Source organism: Mesorhizobium sp. M0077, assembly GCF_040322955.1.
In the GTDB taxonomy this organism is placed as follows: Bacteria; Pseudomonadota; Alphaproteobacteria; order Rhizobiales; family Rhizobiaceae; genus Mesorhizobium.
Window position 1 is genome coordinate 137,916 of the sequence record NZ_JAMYUL010000001.1, and the last position, 19,825, is coordinate 157,740.

Here is a 19,825-nt window from a genome sequence, read left to right on the forward strand (position 1 = left end):
GGGACTCCCGGGCATTCAGGTCTCCCGGGCATTCAGGCCACCCAGCGCGAAAACAGCGATGTCGACAGCGCCCGGCCGGCAGATTGCTCGCGGATGATCAGTTCGCCTGATTCAACGGTGCCGCCCATGCCGGCAAAGGTGTCGCGCATCAAGGCATGGATGGCGAAGAAGGAGGCGCGGATGGAATAGGCGGTCAGCACTATGGCGACCGGTTTCGGCGTCAGGATCGCGCGGCAAAGGTCGGTCAGGCCGGGCAGGTCCTCGAACAACTGCCAGACCTCGCCCTTGGGTCCGCGGCCATAGGCAGGCGGGTCGAACAGGATGATGTCGTAGCGGCTGCCGCGGCGCTCTTCGCGCTCGGCGAATTTCACTGCATCGTCGACGATCCAGCGGATCGGCTTGCTGCCGAGACCGGCCATTTCCTGGTTTTCGCGCGCCCAGCCGACCGCCTTCTTGGAGGCATCGACATGGGTGACCTCGGCGCCGGCGCGGGCGGCCACCAGAGACGCGAGCCCGGTATAGCCGAACAGGTTCAGCACCTTGATCGGGCGCTTGGCCGCCGCGATCAGGCTGGCCATATGGTCCCAGTGCGAAGCCTGCTCGGGGAAGACGCCGACATGGCGAAACGAGGTGAAGCGGCCGAGATAGTCGATGCCGTCATGCTTCATCGGCCAGGTCTCGCCCAGCGGTACCTTCGGGAACCGCCAGCGGCCGATGCCTTCCTCGTCGGTGTCGCCGGTGAAGATGGCGTCGGCGCGGTCCCAGTCCCTGGCCGGTAAGGCCTTTTGCCAGATCGCCTGTCCCTCGGGCCGCACGATGCGGTAGGGGCCGTATTGTTCGAGCTTCTCGCCGGCACCGCTGTCGAGCAGTGCATAATCCTGATTGGGCGCCACTTCGAGGATCACCGGCAGGCGCTCAGTGGGCAGGATGCCTTCGCGACGCGCCAGGATACGGGGGGCGGGCTTCGGATCAGACCGGTCGTTCGGTTTTGTTTCGTGGCGTTGCTGTCTGGCTTCGGGTCGGATTGGTACGGTCTCCGGCTGTGGCCGCGCATGTTCGGTCCTGCCTTTTGCGGGCGGACGGTTGTCGCGGCGTTTGTCGCGAAAAGACTTCAAGCAGGAGCGTCTCCGGAGGCGGCAGGCCGCTTTTGGCATAGGGTCACCGGCTGCGCAAACAAAATGGTCGAGCGTGCGAATGTCTGAGGTGGTGGACCTCGCTGAGGAAACAGGCAAATCTCGAATCATGTCCCGTTCCGAACGCCTGCTCGACCTGATCCAGATCCTGCGCCGGCATCGCCGGCCGGTGAGCGGTCGCACGCTTGCCGGCGAGATGGACGTTTCGATCCGAACGCTCTACCGCGACATTGCCACGCTGCAGGGGCAAGGCGCGCCGATCGAGGGCGAGGCTGGGCTGGGCTATGTGCTGAAACCCGGCTTCATGCTGCCGCCACTGATGTTCACCGACGAGGAGATCGAGGCCATCGTTCTGGGATCGCGTTGGGTTGCCAGACAACCGGACAAGCGGCTGTCGGCCGCCGCCACCGACGCGCTGGCCAAGATCGCCGCTGTGCTGCCGGATGATCTGCGCGAGGACCTCGATGCGACCGCGCTTTTGGTCGGGCCGCACGGCGATGCTGTCGAAAGCATCGACCTTGGCCTGGTGCGCCAGGCGATCCGCAACGAGAGAAAACTCGGCTTTCTTTACCGCGATGCCGGCGGCGCCGCCTCCGAGCGCTTGATCTGGCCATTCGCGCTCGGCTTTTTCGACAAGGTGCGGGTGGTGGTGGCCTGGTGCGAGACGCGGCAGGATTTCAGACATTTTCGCGCCGACCGGATGTCGGGGCTCAACACCACGGATATCCGCTATCCGCGTCGTCGGCAGGCGCTGCTGAAGGAATGGCGCGCGACGCTGGACGCACCGGAGCGCCAGCCTGGCGCTTAATGCTCCTTTCCACGCGCCCACAAGACGCTGCTGCCAGAATCTGACAGTGGGGTCACCTATGCTCCTCCAATCGAAACCTGGAGAGCAGACATGAACACCCCCAATTTCGTCATCCTTTATGTCGACAGCCCGGAGCGGAGCGGCGCCTTCTACGGTGCGCTGCTGGGACGCCAGCCGGTGGAGACGTCGCCGACCTTCGTGCTGTTCGTGCTCGACAATGGCTTCAAGCTCGGCCTGTGGTCGCGCCACACGGTGGAGCCGTCGGCCGCGGCCGCGGGCGGCGGTGCGGAGCTCGTCTTCGCGTTGGACCGGCCTGATGCGGTGGACGCCGCCTACACGGACTGGGCAGGACGCGGCTTGACCGTTCTGCAGACGCCGACCGACATGGACTTCGGCCGCACCTTCGTTGCGCTCGATCCCGACAAGCACCGGCTGCGCGTCTACTGGCTGAACGACGGAGAACAGGCCAATGGGGAACAGGCCAATGGAGAACAGAAATGAGTGCGCACTGGATCGCGGTCGCTTCCGCCGAACATGTCCGGCGCGGCCGCGAGGCCGGCTTCATGCAGGTCAACCACGGCAAGGCGGCACCTTTGCGCCGCATCAAGCCCGGCGACGGCATCATCTACTACTCGCCGACCACAATTCTGCGCGAGAAGGACGGCCTGCAGGCCTTCACGGCAATCGGCACCGTGCGCGAAGGCGAGCCTTACCAGGGCGACATGGGCGGTGGCTTCACGCCGTTCCGCAGGGATGTCGAATGGGCCAAGGCCGAGGAGGCGCCGATCAAGCCGCTGCTCGAGCAGCTCGACTTCACCGCGGGCAAATCGAACTGGGGTTATCAACTGCGCTTTGGGCTGTTCGAAATTACGGCGCATGATTTCGCGCTGATCGCCGAGGCGATGGGCGCTGCCATGAAGGCCGACTGACCGGCCATTCCTACCATGGTAGCGGCAGCTTCCGAGACATTCGAGATGCTCTGCCGTTGCCCCAAAGCGGCGGATCGCCGGGAACTTTAGCCGACGTTGCCTGAACGCGCGCCGGCAGGCGCGCTGCTCCGATTTATCAGCGCCGCACCCATTCTGGTTCTGATCGAATTGGCCTTCGGCTTTGCCGATATTGCTGCGATTTCAGGCATGGCGGTCTACTTCGTTCGCGTCGGCCACTCCGAAGCTTTCGCAGCATACGCCATTACCGTGCTGTCACTTCCCACCGCGTTTGCCCAGCCTCTGGTCGGATGGTTGCTGGACAAGACATCGCGTGCCGGTGTGACGATCTGCTGCGGCCTTTTAGGAGCGGTCGCGTTCCTGGCAATCCCGTTTTTGCAATCCGAGGCCGCTATCCTGGTGGTGTTCGCTATAATCGGCGTTGCAACATTCGCCTTGAGCACTTGTGCCCTCACAATCTTGGGCGAGCGCTTCGAGGGCGGGATGTTAGTAGCCGGAACTGCCAGCTTTTCTTTGGCCTACTCCATAGGCAGCGTTATGGGATCGACTGGAACCGGGTCACTCATGGACTGGATTTCGCCAAGAGCCGTACCAATAAGCGTTGGCTTGGGTCTCCTCGCTTTCACAATTCTAGTTTCTTTCAAACGCCCGTAGATTTGTCGGTCACCACTGACGTACGCGAAGCGGCGATTTGGCCCGAAAGCCGCCGTTCCGCTTCCCCACGCTTCTCAGTCGCTTGGTCTTCTACGCCTAATGTTTGGATGGGACCAAGGCGCGGGCAGCGCGGAGGCGGTCAGGAAGTTTGGTCTCAGGAACGGCGCCGGCGCCGGTGCAGGCAGACGCTACTGCTTGAGCGCGTTGTAGACGGCAATGCCGGTGGCAAGGTCTTCGAGGGCGGCGCCGACCGACTTGAACAGCGTGACCTCAGTGGGGCTCTGCCGGCCCTGTTTTTCCCCGCGCGCCAGCTCATGCAGATCGGCGACGATGGCTTCCGGCTTCAGCACGCCGGAGGCGAGCGGCTGGACGATGTCGCCGGCTTCCTTGGTGGCGCCGGCGCGGGTGTCGACATAGACGCGGGCGCGCGCGATCGCGTCGTCGTCGCTCTCGCGCATGGTCGGCGTGAAGCCGCCGACCAGATCGACATGCGCGCCCCGCTTGAGCAGCGCACCCTTGACCAGCGGCGTCGTCGTGATCGTCGCCGATGAGACGATGTCGGCCTCGGCGAGTTCGGCGTCGAGATCGCTTGCGGCCTCGGCGTTGAAACCGTCCGCGCGCAAATCAGCCGCGACCTTTTCGGCATTGGCGGGCGTGCGGTTCCAGATGCGGATGGTCTTGATCGGCCGCACCGCGGAGTGCGCCTTGGCGAGGAACGGCGACAGCGCGCCGGCGCCGACCACCAGAAGCCGCGATGCGTCCTCGCGGGCGAGATAGGAGACGGCCAGCGCCGAGGCGCAAGCGGTGCGCCACTGTGTCAGCCGTTGGCCGTCGATCAGCGCTTCGGGCTCACCGGTGGCGCCGTTGAGCAGGAGATAGAGCCCCATCACCGCCGGTTTGCCGATGGCGTTGTTGTCGGGCGATACGGTGACGATCTTGACGCCGATATGACCGCCGACCGACGTGCCGGCCGCATGGAAGTCGGTCCACGCCGGCATCAACAGCAGCGTGGAAGTGGCACCGTCGGGCCGTTCGACTCCGTGATGATGGCGGACGGGTTGCACAGCACCCTCGCGGAAGGCCGCGCGCAATGTCTCGACCAGCCCGGGAAAGGTCAGCGCCTGGTCGACAGCGTCGGCCGAAATGGTCAGCATGCAAAACTCCGCGAAGACAAAAGCTTCGGCTTCAGGCCGTTGGCTTCGGCAGCGCCGGACCCTGGCCCGAGCCTTGCGGTGCGGCGGGTACCCGGCTGACCGCCTGGCGCAAATTCTCGGCCTCGACCCCGCGCTGGCGCGCCAGCTTGCGGTAGCGGCCCTGCTTGACCCAGGTCGCCAGGCTGCCGACGACCATGCCGATGGCGAGCGCCACGAACAGGAAGATGAACAGCGGCAAGGTCAGCGTCAGTTTCGGATTGCCGGGGTTGAACGGGTCGAGCGTGAAGGCGACCAGCTCGCGGTTGGCGACGGCCAGCGCAATCAGGATGACGGCGAGCGGCACGAAGACCACGATAAGTATGAAGCGGTTCAACATAGAGATTCCCTGGAGAAGGCAGGCCTTGATAAGGTCGGCGCGTGGTCCGCGCCTACTTGCCGCCATTCAGCCTTTCACGCAATTCCTTTCCGGTCTTGAAGAACGGCACCCACTTCTCCTCGACCTCGACGGATTCGCCGGTGCGCGGGTTGCGGCCGGTGCGGGCAGGGCGATTCTTCACCGAAAAAGCGCCGAAGCCACGCAACTCGACCCGATTGCCTTCCGCCAGGGCATCGGTGATCTCGTCGAAGATCGCTCCCACGATGTTTTCGACGTCGCGCAGGAAAAGATGCGGGTTGCGCGTGGCAATGATCTGCACAAGCTCGGATTTGATCATCAGAAAGGTCCCCGTGAAAGCGCTGCGGTCAAATTATCAGGATGATTTTATTTGCTTTTTTACTCGCCCCAACCGGCAGATCAAGGGTGCCAGACGGAAACGAGACCGTCAAGAAACAAGCGATCCGCGCCAATTTCGTGAAGCACGTCGCTGCCGGCCTCCGACAGGCCGAGCGCGCTGCCGACGCTGCGCGCTATTGCTTTCGAGAACAGGAAGCCGCCACGCCGCTCGGTGTCCTTCCATTCCACCACCTTGAGCTTGGCGTCGACACCCTTGGTCGCCAGCCAGTCGATCGCCACGCTCTCGCCGCCGACAGCGTCGATCAGACCGTTGGCAAGGCCTTGGCGGCCGGTGAAGATCGAGCCGTCGGCAAGGGCCAGTGCCTGATCGCGGGTCATTTTGCGGCGCTCGGCGACGATGCCGACGAACCAGTCATAGCTGTCGAGGATGAGCTTGCGGACCATGGCTCGCTCGTCTTCATTGGTCGGCTTGAAGGGCGAGGGCGATGCCTTCAGCGGCGAGGATTTCACTTCCTCGAGCTTGATGCCGACCTTGTCCATCAGACCGCTGACATCGGGATACTGGATGAGCACACCGATCGAGCCGACGATCGACGTCTTGCGGGCAACGATATGGTCGCTGGCACTGGCGATCATGTAGCCGGCCGATGCGGCCAGCGTGCCGACCTCGGCCACCACCGGCTTGTCGGCGGCAAGCTTGCGCACCTCCTCGTAGATCGATTCGCCGCCGACCGTGGTGCCGCCGGGCGAATCGATCGCCAGGATGACGCCCTTGACCTGCGGGGATGTGCGGATGGTTTCCAGCCGCTTGATCAGTTCCTCGTCCTCGGCGATGGTGCCTTCGATCCTGACCTTGGCGATGTGGTCGACGGAAGAACCGCCGAGGTCGCCCCCATAGAACCAGCTTGCAAGCGCAATCACCCCAAGGGCCACGATGGCAATGGCGGCGCCGCGCCAGAAGGTCAGCTTGCGCCGCAAGCGGCGGCGGTCGATCAGGTCGTCGGCTCTCAGTGCCATGGTCTGCCTCACAGTCGGTGGGAAGCGATGCTTTTAAAGCAAGCGTCCGCGCCCGGCTACCTCTTCCTCAAGAGCCTGCGACGAAGCGACCTTCGCGACGGAGGCATTTCACGAAAAAATGACGCGGCGCGTTCGTTTCTGCTATGAAGTGACGAAATTGTGTCGCCTGAGTTCCGTCTGTAAAACAGCGGCCGTCACATTTTTGCGGTTTTCCTCCGCTTGTGCTTGCTTGCGGGGGCCGGCAACCCACCTATAGCAGGTGTTTTGGCGGACAAGGGTTTATTAGAAGTCAGTCATGCTTGCGCGATCGAACGAACCGACCAATGCCGATGCGGCCTTGGCGCCCACGGCGCCAGCGGGCACGCGCGGCGACGCCTTCGACCGCGCCCAGCGCCACTCGCGCCGCGTGCGCGTGCTTAAGTTTGCCGTGCCGGTGCTTGCCGCCGGGATCGCGGTTGCGTTTCCGGTCTATTCCTATCTGGCGGCGCCGATCAACATTTCGATACAGGCAGACGGCACCGCTTTCGCGGATGGCAAGCTGGTGATGGCCAATCCGAAGCTCAACGGCTTCACCAAGGACAAGCTGCCCTATTCGCTGACGGCCTTGCGCGCCATCCAGGATGTCGGCAAGCAGGACATCATCGAACTCGAAGGCATCCATGCCAAATTGCCGCTGACGGCCGACAATGTGGCGACCGTCGACGCCAAGCGCGGGATCTACAACAGAAACGCCAACACGATGGACATGACCAGCGACGTTACCGTCACCACCACCGACGGCGTCGCTGCCATCTTCAAATCGGTCTTCCTCGATATGGGCAAAGGCTCTATGAAGACAGGTGATGCGGTCGATGTCAGCCGTAACGGCTCGCGGATCACCGCGGGTTCAATGTCGGTCGAAGACAATGGCAAGGTCATCGTTTTCGAGAACAAGGTAAGCGTTCACATCGATCCGGCCACTATGAAGGCGGCAGAGGCAAAGAGCGGAGAAACGAATGCGTCCCAGTAATTCGGCACGGCTTGTCGCCGCAGCTTCGGCCTTGCTGTTGCTGGGTATGGCGCCGTCCTGGGCTCAGTCCAGCGCCAGCAGCCAGTCCGGGCTCAAACTGTCGGGCGACCAGCCGATCCAGATCGAGAGCGACAAACTTGAGGTCCGCCAAGCCGACAGCATGGCGCTGTTCAGCGGCAACGTCACCGTCACGCAAGGGCCAACGCTGCTCAAGGCCGGCAGCATGGAGGTCTACTACGTCAAGGACCCCAACGCCGCCAAAGGTGCTGCCGCCGGCGCTTCGGCGATGACCGGTTCGGCCAATATCGACCATCTGGTGGTCAAGAACAAAGTCTACATCAAGTCGAATGACCAGATCGCCACCGGCGACAACGCCACGTTCGACATGAAGACGCAGGTGCTTGTTCTGTCGGGCAAGGAGGTCGTCTTGTCCCAAGGACCCAACGTCCTCAAGGGCTGCAAGCTCACCGTGCAGATGAAAAGCGGCCTTGCTCAGGTCGATGGCTGCGGCGGGCGCGTCATCATGTCGATGACGCCGCCACCGAAATCCGAGGCCCCGAAGCCCGAATGACTGGCGTGTCTTCGCTGCTGACCCGCCTTCCGGGACGGGCGGCCAGTAAACTTGCAGCACCGGCCACAGTCACCGTCGATTCCGCGAAGTTCAAGGGCACCCTGATCGCCAAGGGTCTGACCAAGAGCTACAAGGGCCGCAAGGTGGTCAGCGGTGTCACCATCGGCGTGCGCGCCGGCGAGGCTGTCGGGCTGCTCGGGCCGAACGGCGCCGGCAAGACCACCTGTTTCTACATGGTCACCGGCTTGGTGCCGGTCGATGAGGGCACGATCGAGATCGACGGTTTCGACGTCACCTCGATGCCGATGTACCGCCGCGCCCGCCTCGGCATCGGCTATTTGCCGCAGGAAGCCTCGATCTTCCGCGGCCTGAATGTCGAGCAGAACATCCGCGCCGTGCTCGAAGTGGTTGAGAAGGACCGCAAGGTGCGCGAGCGCAATCTCGACGAACTGCTCGAGGAATTTCACATCAGCCATCTGCGGAAGTCGCCGTCCATGTCGCTGTCGGGTGGCGAGCGGCGGCGTCTTGAGATCGCCCGAGCTTTGGCGACGCGCCCGGCCTACATGCTGCTCGACGAGCCGTTCGCCGGCATCGACCCGATTGCCGTCGCCGACATCCAGCAGCTGGTTCGTCATCTAACGGCGCGCGGCATCGGCGTGCTGATTACCGACCACAATGTGCGCGAAACGCTCGGCCTCATCGACCGCGCCTACATCATCCATGCCGGCCAGGTGCTGACTCATGGCCGTGCCGACGAGGTGGTGGCGAACCCCGATGTGCGCCGGCTCTACCTCGGCGAAGGTTTCACGCTCTGAGCGTGAAATTTGTTTCCTGACGTGATTTTTGCCGCCCCGCCGGGCTTTTTTCTCCGATTTTGCGTGAGATAATGCTTCGGTAGGGGCCTTTTGCCATCGTTCGCCTTGACAAGCAAAAGCCGGGCCAGTTTCTATGGAAGGTCGGAAAAATTCATTTTCCGGCAGCTTCTGATGTGTAGGCTTCCGGGTGCAGAAGGGCGTTTGAAACCGAACCATGGCGTTGGCGGCGAAACTACAGCTACGACAATCCCAGTCGCTGGTGATGACGCCGCAGCTGATGCAGTCGATCAGGCTGTTGCAGCTCACCCATGTCGAGCTCGACCACTTCATCGACGACGAGATCGAGCGCAATCCGCTGCTGGAGCGCGCCGAGCCCCAGGATGACGCCGCAAGCGACCAGGTGCAGAAGGGCGATGCCGCTCCTGAGCCTGCCGCCGATGGCGACTGGTTCGAAAACGAGACGGCGTGGAGCGCCGAAGCGATCTCCGACAAGCTCGACAGCTCGCTGGAAAATCTGTTCCCCGACGATCCCGGCACCAGCGAGCGGCTCGGTCCGGACCTGACGGCGCAGTGGAAGTCGGCCACCGGCAATAGTTCGTCCGGTTCTTCCGAAGGCTTCGACGTCGGCGACATGGCCGCCGCGGCGATCACGCTGCGCCAGCATGTCGGCGAGCAGATCGCGCTTGCCTTTGCCGATCCGGCCGCAAGGCTGATTGCAGCCGAACTGGCCGACGGCCTGGACGAGGCCGGCTATCTGCGCGCCGATCCCGCCGAGATCGCCAAACGGCTCGGCGCCGATCAGGCGATGGTGGCCAATGTGCTGGCAGCCTGCCACACATTCGAGCCGGTCGGCCTGTTTGCGCGCGACCTTGCCGAATGCCTGTCGCTGCAGCTTGCCATGCGCGATCGTCTCGATCCGGCGATGAAGACGCTGATCGGCAACCTAGAACTGTTGGCGCGGCGCGATTTCCAGACGCTGAAGCGGCTTTGCGGGGTCGACGAGGAGGATCTCCTCGACATGCTGGCCGAAATCCGCGCGCTCGACCCGCGCCCGGGCATGGCGTTTTCGGGCGGCGCCAGCGACGCCATCGTCGCCGATGTCGAAGTCCGCGCCGCCAATGACGGCAGCTGGACGGTCGAGCTCAATGCCGAGACGCTGCCGCGCGTGCTTGTCGATCACATCTATTTCGCCCAGGTCTCGCCGCATGCGAAGAATCAGGCGGAGAAGGATTTCCTGGCCGAGTGCCTGCAGAATGCCAACTGGCTGACGCGCAGTCTCGACCAGCGGGCAAAGACGATCCTGAAAGTGGCGTCGGAAATCGTGCGCCAGCAGGACGCTTTTCTCGTCCATGGCGTGCGCCAGCTCAGGCCGCTCAACCTGCGCACGGTGGCCGATGCCATCGGCATGCATGAATCGACCGTCAGCCGGGTGACGGCCAACAAATACATGCTGACGCCGCGTGGCGTGTTTGAGCTGCGTTATTTCTTCACGGCTTCGATCGCGGCGTCGGGCGGCGGTGATGCGCATTCCTCGGAAGCGGTGCGCGACCACATCAAGCAGCTGATCGACGAGGAAAAGCCCGCCGATGTGCTGTCCGATGACGCAATCGTCGATATGTTGAAGGAAAGCGGCGTCGATATTGCCCGGCGCACGGTGGCCAAGTACCGGGAGGGTATGAATATTCCCTCGTCGGTGCAGCGGCGGCGTGAAAAGCGCGCTTTGGCGAGCGCGGGGCGCTAGGTCTGCTTGCCCGGCAAGGCTTTTGCTATGGCTGGATTCCACAACTTTCCGACCTTAAAGCGCATCGCGCTGAAACGGATTCATACGACGCGCTTTAAGTCTTTGTTTTGATGCATGTCGTTGTCCCAGAACCGCAGCGCACTTCTGGGCGACATGCATTAATTGACAAGCTGCAATGAAGTGTCTAGAAGCCCGCCCGCATGAGACGGGCTCGCGGCCCGCATGCGGATGGTCCGTCACGATGAAGGCCACGGGACGGCCAAGAAGGCGGATTGTGATCAACCGGAAAGTTCGGATTTAAAATCGGCGCGAGTTGACGCCGCAAAGCTTGTGCGCACGGATCACGAGTATAAACTCTGGCCAGTTTGAAGCCTGAGCAAGGAAGGTCAGTTTTCAGATGAAATTGCGCATATCGGGTAAACACATGGATATCGGCGATGCGTTGCGTACGCGCATTACCGATCGTGTCGGCGAGGCGATTGGAAAATATTTCGATCGCGGTTTTTCAGGGCACGTCACGGTCATCAAATCGGGGTCGCGTTACTCGGCCGATTGCATGATCAGGCTGGATTCCGGCGCTTCGCTCCAGGCAACCGGCGATTCCCAGGATCCGACACTTGCCTTCGAGGCGGCCGCGGATCGCCTCGAAACCAGGCTGCGGCGCTACAAACGCCGTCTGAAATCGCACAATTCAGGCAGTGGAAATGGCGAAATCACCGACATCGCCTATACGGTGATGGCGCCGCTGACCGATGACGATGAGGACATTCCGGAGGACTACGCCCCGGCCATCGTCGCCGAATCAACCATGACGCTGCAGACCATGTCGGTGGCGTCGGCGGTTATCGAACTCGACACCAAGGACAGCCCGGTTTTCGTATTCCGCAACGCCGGAAACGACCACCTCAACATCGTCTATCGGCGGCCGGACGGAAATATCGGCTGGATCGACCCGTCGACGACCAAAGTCGCACAGGCGTGACGACAACGACAATGGTCGCACAGGTGACGACAATGGTCTCGCGGAGATAATAGCCAGCCGCGCGAGGGGCGAGGACTGGCGACGGCAGGCGAATAAGGGATTTCAAATATGGATCTGAGCGATCTTCTCAACGTTCCGGCGATCTTGCCGGCGTTGAAGGCGAACTCCAAAAAGCAGCTTCTGCAGTTGCTGTCCGAGAGAGCGGCGGCGATTTCCGGCATTCCGGAGCGCGAGGTGTTCGACACCATCCTGCAGCGCGAACGGCTGGGCTCCACCGGCGTCGGCAACGGCATCGCCATTCCGCACGGCAAGCTCGCCGGGGTGAAGCGCATCGCCGGCGTCTTTGCCCGGCTGGAGACGCCGGTCGATTTCGAGGCCCTGGATGACCAGCCGGTCGATCTGGTGTTTTTGCTGCTGGCCCCGGAAGGCGCCGGCGCCGATCACCTCAAGGCACTGTCGCGCATCGCCAGGGTTTTGCGCGACGCCGACACGGTGGCCAAGATCAGAGGCACGCGCGACGCGGTCGCCATCCACGCACTGCTTTCGGACACGCAGGCCTCGCACGCCGCCTGAAGTTCTTCGGATTTAAGTCTTCCAGGGGCCGCCGAAGGCGGCCCTCTCCATTTCAACCGCCAGCAGTCGCCTTAGTGAATGGCGACAGTGGTCAGGTCGTTTTCCATGGCGCCGGCCAAAGCCCGGTCTTTCGCATCCGAAAGCAGGATCGGCTGGCCGTTGGCGGCAAACAGGGCCCACAGGACCATGCCGGGCGCGATTTCGCCCAGATTGGGGAAGCGGCCGAGCAATTCGTCGCTCGAGACCTTGCGCAGATAAGCGACCGAGCCTTCGCCGAGATGGGCGAATTCGCCGCTGGTCATGATGATGGTTTCGTCAGTTCTGGTCATTTCAAGCCTCCTTGGCGCGAGGACGCCGCTCAAGGCCATCCCCGCATGAGAGCCATCGGTAAAGATCAGTCTTTCACCGATATATTTATTTTCCGTACCAGCCGTTCGGTATCCGGCCGATCGAGATCGATCGACAAAAGGCCGTTCTTCAGTTCCGCTGCGATCACCCGCATGCCGTCGGCCAGCACGAAACAGCGCTGGAACTGGCGCGCGGCGATGCCGCGGTGGAGGAATTCGCGCTCGGTGTCGTCGGCTTGACGGCCGCGCACGACCAGCTGGTTTTCCTCCGTGGTGACATCGAGATCGCTTTCGGCGAAACCCGCGACAGCCAGCGTAATGCGCAGCCTTTCGGCCTTGCCGTCGGCACCGCTGAGGCGCTCGATGTTGTAGGGAGGATAGCTGTCACCGGATTTCGCCAGTCGTTCCAGGGTCTTTTCCATGGCATCGAAACCAAGGAGAAGCGGGCTGGAGAAGGGCGTCATTCGGCTCATGTTACACTGTCCTCTTTGGAGCGACATAAACTGGAAAAACCCGGATGGCATTTTTCCCGATGGTCTTGATATGGTCCGCGCCGCGGCCAAGTTCAAGCCGCCGAACACCCCCGCCAAAAAGACTCCCCCGCATAAGGAAATGAAATGCCCCAGACCCGCAAGATCATCATCGACACGGATCCCGGCCAGGACGATGCCGTCGCCATATTGCTGGCGCTCGGCAGCGCCGAGCTGGAGATCGTCGGCATCTCTGCTGTTGCCGGCAACGTGCCGCTGAAATTGACCGAAAAGAACGCCAGGAAAATCTGCGAACTGGCCGGCCGGCCCGACATCAAGGTCTATGCAGGCGCCATCCGCCCGTTGGCGCGCGAGCTGGTCACCGCCGAGGAAGTGCATGGCAAGACCGGCCTCAACGGCCCGCAACTGCCCGATCCGAAGATGAAGCTGCAGGGCCAGTATGCGGTCGACTTCATCGTCGAGACCCTGATGAAGGAAGAGGCCGGTACGATCACCCTGTGCGCGCTCGGCCCGCTCACCAATGTCGCGCTGGCGCTGATCCGTGAGCCGAAGATCGCGCCGCGCATCAAGGAAATCGTACTGATGGGCGGCGGTTTCTTCGAAGGCGGCAATGTCACGCCGACCGCAGAATTCAACATCTATGTCGATCCGCAAGCCGCCGACCTGGTGTTCAAATCCGGCATTCCGATCGTCATGATGCCGCTCGACGTCACCCACAAGGCGCTGACCACGGCCAAGCGCACGCAGGCCATCCGCCAGCTCGGCACCAGGGTCGGCACCGCGACGGCCGAGATGCTGGAGTTCTTCGAGCGCTTCGACGAGGAGAAATACGGCACCGATGGCGGCCCGCTGCACGACCCCTGCGTCATCGCCTATCTGTTGAAGCCGGAGCTGTTCAAGGGCCGCAACTGCAACGTCACCGTCGAAACCACCTCCGAACTCACCATGGGCATGACCGTGATCGACTGGTGGGGCGTGACCAAGCGGCCGAAGAACGCCATGGTGATGCGCGACATCGACCATGACGCCTTTTTCGCGCTGCTGGTGGAGCGGTTGGCTCGGCTTTAGCTCTGTCTTTCCTTTCTCCCCATTGTGGGTTCCGAAGGGACGGGGCGAGACAAGTGGCTCGCCCCCGGGCGGTGTCGCCGAAGGCGACGGAGAGGTGTTCCAGGAAACGCCAGCGTCTCACTCCGCTGGAACACCCCTCAACCGTCTCGGCGCTATCGCGCCGATCCACCTTCTCCCACAAGGGGAGAAGGAAAAGGCGCCGTTACTTCGCCTTTGAAAACGCCAGCCACACGCCGCCGCCGACCAAAAAACTGCCGCTGATCCTGGACATCAGCTTGATGCGGCTGGCCGAGAGCAGGCGGCCGGCGCGGCTGGCGGCGAGCGCGTAGGTCGAGTCCGAGACGGCGGCAAAGATCATGGCGGTAAGGCCCATGACGACGATCTGCAGGGTGTAATTGCCCTGCGGGGCGATGAATTGCGGGAAGAAGGCGCCGAAGAACACCAGGGTCTTGGGGTTGCTCAGCGCCACGAGCAGGCCCTGCAGGAAGAAGCCGCCGCGCGGCTTTCTCGCGGTGCCGTCGGCATTCAGCGCGCCCTTGGAACGGAACATCTGCACCCCCATCCAGATCAGATAGGCGGCGCCGATCAGGCGTACCCATTCGAACCAGTGGCCCATGCCCGATATCAGCGTGTTGAGGCCGATGCCGACAATGGCGATCATCACGGCGAGCCCGGCCTGCGTGCCGGCGACATTGGCAAGGCCGGCGCGGTAGCCATGGCGGATGCTGTTGGCGATGATCAGCGTCACAGTCGGACCGGGCACCAGGATGATGACGATGCAGGCAAGGACATAGGCGGCGTAGAGTTCCAGCGACATGGGGATTTCCTCGAGGATGCGCTTAGGCGGCTGGCTGCAATCAATGCATGGCGGCGGGGCTGGTGCAAGCCGGTCGCAGACCGTGCCGCCCCTCGCGTCAGGACGCCCCCACCTGCCAAGGCAAGGTCGCCTCATAGGCCGCTCCGGCCCTGAGCACGGCGAGGTCGCCGCGCGGCCGGCCGATCAACTGCATGCCCATGGGGCGGCCTTTGTCGTCGAAGCCGACAGGCACGTTGAGCGCCGGACAGCCGCCGAGCGTGGCGAAGGCCGAAACCTGCATCCAGCGATGGTAGCTGTCCATGGCGCGTCCGGCGACCTCACTTGGCCAATGCGTGCCGACTTCGAAAGGAAACACCTGCGCCGTCGGCAGCGCGATGAGATCGAAGTGCTCGAACAGCGACAGCAGCGTCCGGTGCCAGGAGGTGCGGATGACCGAGGCCGCGCGGATCTGCGGCGCCGTCAGTCGCATGGCGTTCTCCACCTCCCAGACGGCTTCCGGCTTCAGCAGGGCGCGCTTGTGCGGGTCGTCATAATGGACTTTCAGCGCCGAGCCGCTGCTCGCCTGCCGCAGCGTCACGAAGGCTTGCCACAGTGCCTCGAAATCGAAATCCGGCAGCAAGGGCTCGGTCAGGAAGGATGCCTCCGCGAAGCGGCCGAGTGCGGCCTCGCACAGGTCGAGGATGCCAGGCTCTACCGGCAGGTGACCGCCGAGATCACCGAGCCAGCCGACGCGGCCGCCGCTTGCCGGCGTTGCCAGCCCTTCGAGGAACGAACCAGGCTTTTCCCAGGACAAGGGCGCATGCGGATGGTAGCCCGCCTGCACATCGAGCAGCAGCGCCATGTCCCTGATGCTGCGGCCCATCGGTCCGTCTATGCCCATCTGGGCATGAAAGACTTCAAGATCCGGCCCGCCGGGGACAAGGCCCTGCGACGGGCGGAAGCCATAGACATTGTTCCACGCCGCCGGATTGCGGAGCGAGCCGCCGAAATCGCTGCCGTCGGCGACCGGGACCATGTCGAGCGCAAGGGCGACCGCTGCGCCGCCGCTCGAGCCGCCGGCGGTCAGCGCCGGATCGAACGCGTTCAGCGTCGGTCCGAAAACATTATTGTAGGTGTTGGATCCCAGCCCGAATTCGGGAACGTTGGTCTTGCCGATGATGATGCCGCCGGCCTTGCGGATGCGCTCGACGAAGAAATCATCCTCCTGTGGCACGAAATCGGCGAAGATCGGCGAGCCGAAACTGGTCCTCAAGCCGCGCGTCATGGCGAGGTCTTTTATCGCCATCGGCAGGCCAAACAGCGAGCCGGCCGGCCCGCCTTGCGCCAGATCGGCGTCCGCCGCGTCGGCCTCGCGCAGGATGTCGGAGCGCTCGCGCAACGAGACGATGGCGTTGACCAGCGGGTTTACCGCGTCGATGCGGTCGAGGAATGCGGCGACCAACTCGCGCACGGACAGGCGGCGCAGCCGGATCGCCTCGGCCAGGTCGACAGCGGACATCCGGCAGATGTCGCCGGCGGGGGGCGCGGCGTGCTTCGTTGCGGGGCGCAGGGCTGTCATCCGGCGTTGTTGCGCAGGGCGGTGTCGACATCCGCCGCCAGCGGGATGGCCGGCTGGGCGCCGGGCTTCAGGCAGGCGAGCGAGCCGGCGGCTGCGGCGCGGGTGAGAGCCTGCTCCAGCGGCAGGTTGGACGCCAGCCCGGCGGCGAGATAACCGCAAAAAGTATCGCCGGCCCCGACGGTGTCGACCGGCGTGATCTTCAGCGCCGGCACGGTCAGGAAATCCTCCGGGATCGCCGCCAGCACGCCGTCGCCGCCGAGCGTGACGACGATGGTGCGGCCGGTTTTGCCGGCGAAGTCGCGCATGCGCGCCGGGCGGTCGCGGCCTTTCAGCGACAGCGCCTCGCCGTAAAGGTCGAATTCGGTTTCGTTGGCGACGGCGTAGTCGGCCTTGCCGAGCAACGCTGCCGCCTCGCTACGGAACGGCGCGGTGTTGAGCACGGTGACGGCGCCGGCGGCGCGTGCGGCGTCAAGCGCTGCATCGACGGTCTGCAGCGGGATCTCGTGCTGCAGCAGGACGACGTCGCCCTTCGCAAGGAAAGCCTTGGCGAGATCGCCGGGCAGCACCGAATCATTGGCGCCCGGCACGACGGCGATGACATTCTCGCCATCGGCGCCGACGAGGATCAGCGCCGTGCCGGTGGAGGCGAAGCTCTGGCCGACGCCGGAGAGATCGACCTTGCCGGCCACGAGCAAAGCGAGGGCTTCGGTTGCGAAATTGTCCTTGCCGACGGCGCCGACCATGCGCACCTTGGCGCCGGCGCGCGCCGCAGCCAGCGCCTGGTTGGCGCCCTTGCCGCCGGGCGCGGTGGTGAAGCCGGAGCCGCGAACCGTCTCGCCCGGCGAAGGCAGGCGGTCGACATTGGCGATAAGGTCGAGGTTGATCGAGCCGACAACGATGATCAAGAAAGCCTCCTGCGGAATGCGCGGGAAGCTAACCTGTAAGCCGGCGGCTTGCCAGAGCGTGCGGATGTTTTGCGCCGGGAGCTCGCAAAAAGAAAAACACCGGCGAAGGGATTTCGCCGGTGTTGTTTGATGCGGGCAGCTTCAGGACGCGGTCTGGCCCGCTTCCCAACCGAGGATGGCGCGTTTGCGGGTCAGGCCCCAGTGGTAGCCGGTGAGTGCGCCGGACTTGCCCAGCGCCCGATGGCAAGGGACGACGAAGGACAATGGGTTGGCGCCGACCGCCGCCCCCACCGCCCGGCTGGCGTTTGGCGCGCCGATCCTGGAGGCGATCGAAGAATAAGTGCAGGCCTTGCCCATCGGGATCCTGAGCAGCGCGTCCCAGACGCGCAGCTGGAAGTCGGAGCCGATCATCACCACGCGCAGCGGCTGGTCGGCGCGCCACAATGTCGGATCGAAGATGCGCGCCGCATAGGGCTGGGTGGCGCTCATGTCCTCGACATAGGTGGCGTTCGGCCAGCGGCCCGACATGTCGGCGAAAGCCGCCCGCTCGCCGCCCGGATCGTTGAAGGCGAGCCCCGCAAGGCCACGGTCGGTGACCATGATCAGGGCGATGCCGAAGGGCGAGATGTGGTAGCCGTAGCGGATGGTCAGGCCGGAGCCGCGCGTCTTGTAGTCGCCCGGCGACATCGCCTCGTGGGTGACGAACAAATCGTGCAGCCGGCCGGGGCCGGACATGCCGAGTTCGAACGATGTTTCGAGGAGCGGCATGCCGGAATCGAGCAGTTTGCGGGCATGGTCGAGGGTGACCGCCTGCAGGAAGGCTTTTGGCGACAGGCCGGCCCAGCGGGTGAACAGCTTTTGCAGGCCCGTGGGTGTCTCGCCGACATCGGCTGCCAGGGCTTCCAGCGAGGGCTGGTCGCGATAGTCGAGGCTGATCTTCTCGATGGCGCGGCGCACGACCTCGTAGTCGCTGCCCTCGGGGGTGATGTCGTGCTGCAGGATCGCTGTCGGTTTCATCTGCGTATTCATGGTCATCTGGGCGTTCATGGCAATATCTCCTTGACCGCGAATATCGGTCTTTCCGCCCCTTGCAACCACCCGAAACTTGCCTTGTTGCCGCCTGTTCCCAGATAAATACTGGATTGCGCCCCGGGAGATGCCAATGGCCGGCGAAAGGGTGAATCTGAGCGGAGCAAGGGAGACCTTGCTGATGACGCTTTATGGCAAGGCACTGGAAAGCCGGCTGCCGCATTCGCTGCTCGGGGATCGCTTCGCCGACGAGGCCGTGCGCAAGATCGACTATGATTTCTCGCGCCTCAAGGTCGACACCAATCTCGGCATCGGCCTGGCGATCCGGGCCAAGACGTATGATGTCCGCGTTCAGGACTTCATCGCCAGAAATCCCGGCGCCATCGTGCTGCATCTCGGCTGCGGGCTCGATACGCGCATTTTCCGTGTCGATCCACCCGAAGGCGTGGAGTGGTTCGATGTCGATTTTCCGGATGTCATCGCGCTCCGGCGCAAGCTTTACCCGTCCCGGGACCACTACCACCTCGTCGGCTCTTCGGTAACCGACCCAGACTGGCTGGCAGAAGTGCCGCGCAATCGTCCGGCCGTCGTGGTGATGGAGGGGTTGACGCCTTATCTCCCGGTAGAGGAGGGGCCACGGCTGCTGTCACGCCTTGTCGCGCATCTTGCCGGCGGCGAGCTGATGTTCGACGCCTACAGCCACTTCGGCCTGAAGATGCTGCGCCTCAATCCGACCATCAGGGCGACGGGCGCCGAGGTTCACTGGGCGATCGACGACCTACAGGAACTGGAGCGTGCCGTTCCGAAGCTGCGCTTTGTCGACGATATCTCGGCCTACAGCGCGGAACGCACAGCGCACATGAGCTGGTCCGCAAAACTGTTCATCGGCCTCTGGAGACACATTCCCGCATTGCGCAAGGTCGGCAGGATTTTACGCTACCGGTTCTGACGCGCCGGCTCTAATGCGTCCTGGCTTTTGTCAGAGCACGTGAAAATGCAGTGGCAAAACTCTCGCGGGAGTCAGGGTCCAGGAATGACCCGATCGGCACATTCTGTCCTTGTGCTTCCACCGTCATCCTGGTGATGCCGATCTCGGCATGGCGAGCGACGGAAAAGCGTGCCCAGAACGGGTTGAAGCGATGCGCTTCCGACTTTCCCGAGGGCGCCGTCTTGCGGATGTCGAGGCTGGTGCGCGACACCGACACTTCCTCGCGGGCACGGGCGGCACGATAGTTGGCGCGGAAGGCGATGTAGACGGCGATGACGTCGAGGCCGAAGAAGCCGAACACCGGCCAAGCGCCGCGCGACAGGAAAAACGCCCCGGTCACCACCCAGCCGAACAGCAGCGCGCCCATCAGCACGGCAAAGCCGGTGCGGCCCAGCGAGCGGTGCGGTGTCAGCAGCGCCTGGAAGAATGGCTCGTCGGCCTGAAACGAGGCGTTTGTGTCGCTCATCCCAGGATATTATAGGAGG

24 protein-coding genes are annotated in these 19,825 nt (G+C 63.5%); 12 read left to right on the forward strand and 12 right to left on the reverse strand.

Annotated features, from left to right (window positions below; genetic code table 11):
* Positions 1–32 precede the first annotated feature (32 nt).
* Positions 33–1,115: an RsmD family RNA methyltransferase gene (locus NKJ57_RS00635; protein ID WP_023814709.1), complete on the reverse strand. Its 1,083-nt coding sequence runs from the start codon at positions 1,113–1,115 to the stop codon at positions 33–35.
* Positions 1,116–1,242: 127 nt separating this feature from the next.
* Between NKJ57_RS00635 and NKJ57_RS00640 the strand changes: the two genes are divergently transcribed.
* From NKJ57_RS00640 to NKJ57_RS00655, 4 genes are all read left to right on the forward strand, one after another.
* Complete coding sequence (locus NKJ57_RS00640; RefSeq protein ID WP_023686574.1) at positions 1,243–1,941, forward strand: helix-turn-helix transcriptional regulator; 699 nt, start codon at positions 1,243–1,245, stop codon at positions 1,939–1,941.
* A gap of 90 nt (positions 1,942–2,031) precedes the next feature.
* Complete coding sequence (locus NKJ57_RS00645; protein WP_023683064.1) at positions 2,032–2,442, forward strand: VOC family protein; 411 nt, start codon at positions 2,032–2,034, stop codon at positions 2,440–2,442.
* Positions 2,439–2,870, forward strand: a complete 432-nt coding sequence (locus tag NKJ57_RS00650) for an EVE domain-containing protein (RefSeq protein ID WP_023698201.1) — start codon at positions 2,439–2,441, stop codon at positions 2,868–2,870. The genes NKJ57_RS00645 and NKJ57_RS00650 overlap by 4 nt, the downstream gene beginning before the upstream one ends.
* Positions 2,871–2,966: 96 nt before the next feature.
* Positions 2,967–3,542: an MFS transporter gene (locus tag NKJ57_RS00655; RefSeq protein ID WP_023824626.1), complete on the forward strand. Its 576-nt coding sequence runs from the start codon at positions 2,967–2,969 to the stop codon at positions 3,540–3,542.
* 188 nt (positions 3,543–3,730) lie between these two features.
* On the opposite strand, the gene lhpI is transcribed toward NKJ57_RS00655, so the two are convergent.
* The 4 genes from lhpI to sppA form a co-directional block, all read right to left on the reverse strand.
* Positions 3,731–4,696, reverse strand: a complete 966-nt coding sequence (gene lhpI, locus NKJ57_RS00660) for a bifunctional Delta(1)-pyrroline-2-carboxylate/Delta(1)-piperideine-2-carboxylate reductase (protein WP_023669751.1) — start codon at positions 4,694–4,696, stop codon at positions 3,731–3,733.
* Positions 4,697–4,727: 31 nt separating this feature from the next.
* The gene (locus NKJ57_RS00665; RefSeq protein WP_023698203.1) at positions 4,728–5,072 is read right to left on the reverse strand and encodes a lipopolysaccharide assembly protein LapA domain-containing protein; all 345 of its coding nucleotides are present in this window, start codon (positions 5,070–5,072) and stop codon (positions 4,728–4,730) included.
* Between the two features lie 52 nt (positions 5,073–5,124).
* Positions 5,125–5,409, reverse strand: coding sequence for an integration host factor subunit beta (locus NKJ57_RS00670; protein WP_006200394.1), 285 nt, complete (start codon positions 5,407–5,409; stop codon positions 5,125–5,127).
* 80 nt (positions 5,410–5,489) lie between these two features.
* Positions 5,490–6,446, reverse strand: coding sequence for a signal peptide peptidase SppA (gene sppA, locus NKJ57_RS00675; RefSeq protein WP_023700101.1), 957 nt, complete (start codon positions 6,444–6,446; stop codon positions 5,490–5,492).
* 295 nt (positions 6,447–6,741) lie between these two features.
* Between sppA and lptC the strand changes: the two genes are divergently transcribed.
* The 6 genes from lptC to ptsN all read left to right on the forward strand — a co-directional run bounded on the left by lptC (position 6,742) and on the right by ptsN (position 12,137).
* Positions 6,742–7,455, forward strand: a complete 714-nt coding sequence (gene lptC / locus NKJ57_RS00680) for an LPS export ABC transporter periplasmic protein LptC (protein ID WP_023669748.1) — start codon at positions 6,742–6,744, stop codon at positions 7,453–7,455.
* Entirely contained in the window at positions 7,442–8,026 is a 585-nt protein-coding gene (locus NKJ57_RS00685) for an LptA/OstA family protein (RefSeq protein ID WP_023683069.1), read from the forward strand. Before lptC ends, NKJ57_RS00685 begins: the two co-directional genes overlap by 14 nt.
* Positions 8,023–8,841 carry an LPS export ABC transporter ATP-binding protein gene (gene lptB / locus NKJ57_RS00690; protein ID WP_023700100.1) on the forward strand — a complete coding sequence of 273 codons (819 nt, stop codon included), beginning with the start codon at positions 8,023–8,025 and terminating at the stop codon, positions 8,839–8,841. Before NKJ57_RS00685 ends, lptB begins: the two co-directional genes overlap by 4 nt.
* A gap of 214 nt (positions 8,842–9,055) precedes the next feature.
* Positions 9,056–10,582, forward strand: a complete 1,527-nt coding sequence (gene rpoN / locus NKJ57_RS00695; RefSeq protein WP_352510277.1) for an RNA polymerase factor sigma-54 — start codon at positions 9,056–9,058, stop codon at positions 10,580–10,582.
* A 397-nt stretch (positions 10,583–10,979) separates the two neighbouring features.
* Positions 10,980–11,564, forward strand: coding sequence for a ribosome hibernation-promoting factor, HPF/YfiA family (hpf, locus tag NKJ57_RS00700; protein ID WP_023747046.1), 585 nt, complete (start codon positions 10,980–10,982; stop codon positions 11,562–11,564).
* A gap of 108 nt (positions 11,565–11,672) precedes the next feature.
* Positions 11,673–12,137: a PTS IIA-like nitrogen regulatory protein PtsN gene (gene ptsN, locus NKJ57_RS00705; RefSeq protein WP_023669743.1), complete on the forward strand. Its 465-nt coding sequence runs from the start codon at positions 11,673–11,675 to the stop codon at positions 12,135–12,137.
* A 71-nt stretch (positions 12,138–12,208) separates the two neighbouring features.
* Here the strand turns inward: ptsN and NKJ57_RS00710 are convergent, their stop codons facing one another.
* Together NKJ57_RS00710 and NKJ57_RS00715 are read right to left on the reverse strand one after the other, a co-directional pair.
* Positions 12,209–12,466, reverse strand: a complete 258-nt coding sequence (locus tag NKJ57_RS00710) for a BQ00720 family protein (protein ID WP_023686566.1) — start codon at positions 12,464–12,466, stop codon at positions 12,209–12,211.
* 65 nt (positions 12,467–12,531) lie between these two features.
* The gene (locus NKJ57_RS00715) at positions 12,532–12,957 is read right to left on the reverse strand and encodes an Hsp20 family protein (RefSeq protein WP_352510279.1); all 426 of its coding nucleotides are present in this window, start codon (positions 12,955–12,957) and stop codon (positions 12,532–12,534) included.
* Positions 12,958–13,101: 144 nt separating this feature from the next.
* On the opposite strand from NKJ57_RS00715, the gene NKJ57_RS00720 reads away from it, so the two are divergent.
* Complete coding sequence (locus NKJ57_RS00720; RefSeq protein WP_023698210.1) at positions 13,102–14,043, forward strand: nucleoside hydrolase; 942 nt, start codon at positions 13,102–13,104, stop codon at positions 14,041–14,043.
* A 202-nt stretch (positions 14,044–14,245) separates the two neighbouring features.
* Here NKJ57_RS00720 and NKJ57_RS00725 read toward each other — a convergent pair whose 3' ends face one another.
* The 4 genes from NKJ57_RS00725 to NKJ57_RS00740 all read right to left on the reverse strand — a co-directional run bounded on the left by NKJ57_RS00725 (position 14,246) and on the right by NKJ57_RS00740 (position 18,370).
* The gene (locus NKJ57_RS00725) at positions 14,246–14,860 is read right to left on the reverse strand and encodes a LysE family translocator (protein ID WP_023704199.1); all 615 of its coding nucleotides are present in this window, start codon (positions 14,858–14,860) and stop codon (positions 14,246–14,248) included.
* 97 nt (positions 14,861–14,957) lie between these two features.
* A complete protein-coding gene (locus tag NKJ57_RS00730) occupies positions 14,958–16,418 on the reverse strand; it encodes an amidase (protein ID WP_352510280.1) in 1,461 nt (486 codons plus the stop codon).
* Positions 16,415–17,323: a ribokinase gene (locus NKJ57_RS00735; protein ID WP_023747048.1), complete on the reverse strand. Its 909-nt coding sequence runs from the start codon at positions 17,321–17,323 to the stop codon at positions 16,415–16,417. The genes NKJ57_RS00730 and NKJ57_RS00735 overlap by 4 nt, the downstream gene beginning before the upstream one ends.
* 141 nt (positions 17,324–17,464) lie before the next feature.
* Positions 17,465–18,370 (reverse strand): methylated-DNA--[protein]-cysteine S-methyltransferase, encoded by a 906-nt coding sequence (locus NKJ57_RS00740; RefSeq protein ID WP_352510282.1) that lies wholly within the window; start codon positions 18,368–18,370, stop codon positions 17,465–17,467.
* 115 nt (positions 18,371–18,485) lie between these two features.
* Between NKJ57_RS00740 and NKJ57_RS00745 the strand changes: the two genes are divergently transcribed.
* Positions 18,486–19,301 carry a class I SAM-dependent methyltransferase gene (locus tag NKJ57_RS00745; RefSeq protein WP_352510283.1) on the forward strand — a complete coding sequence of 272 codons (816 nt, stop codon included), beginning with the start codon at positions 18,486–18,488 and terminating at the stop codon, positions 19,299–19,301.
* 10 nt (positions 19,302–19,311) lie between these two features.
* On the opposite strand, the gene NKJ57_RS00750 is transcribed toward NKJ57_RS00745, so the two are convergent.
* On the reverse strand, positions 19,312–19,806 hold the full coding sequence (locus NKJ57_RS00750; RefSeq protein ID WP_352510284.1) for a DUF2244 domain-containing protein: 495 nt from the start codon (positions 19,804–19,806) through the stop codon (positions 19,312–19,314).
* Between the last annotated feature and the right edge of the window lie 19 nt (positions 19,807–19,825).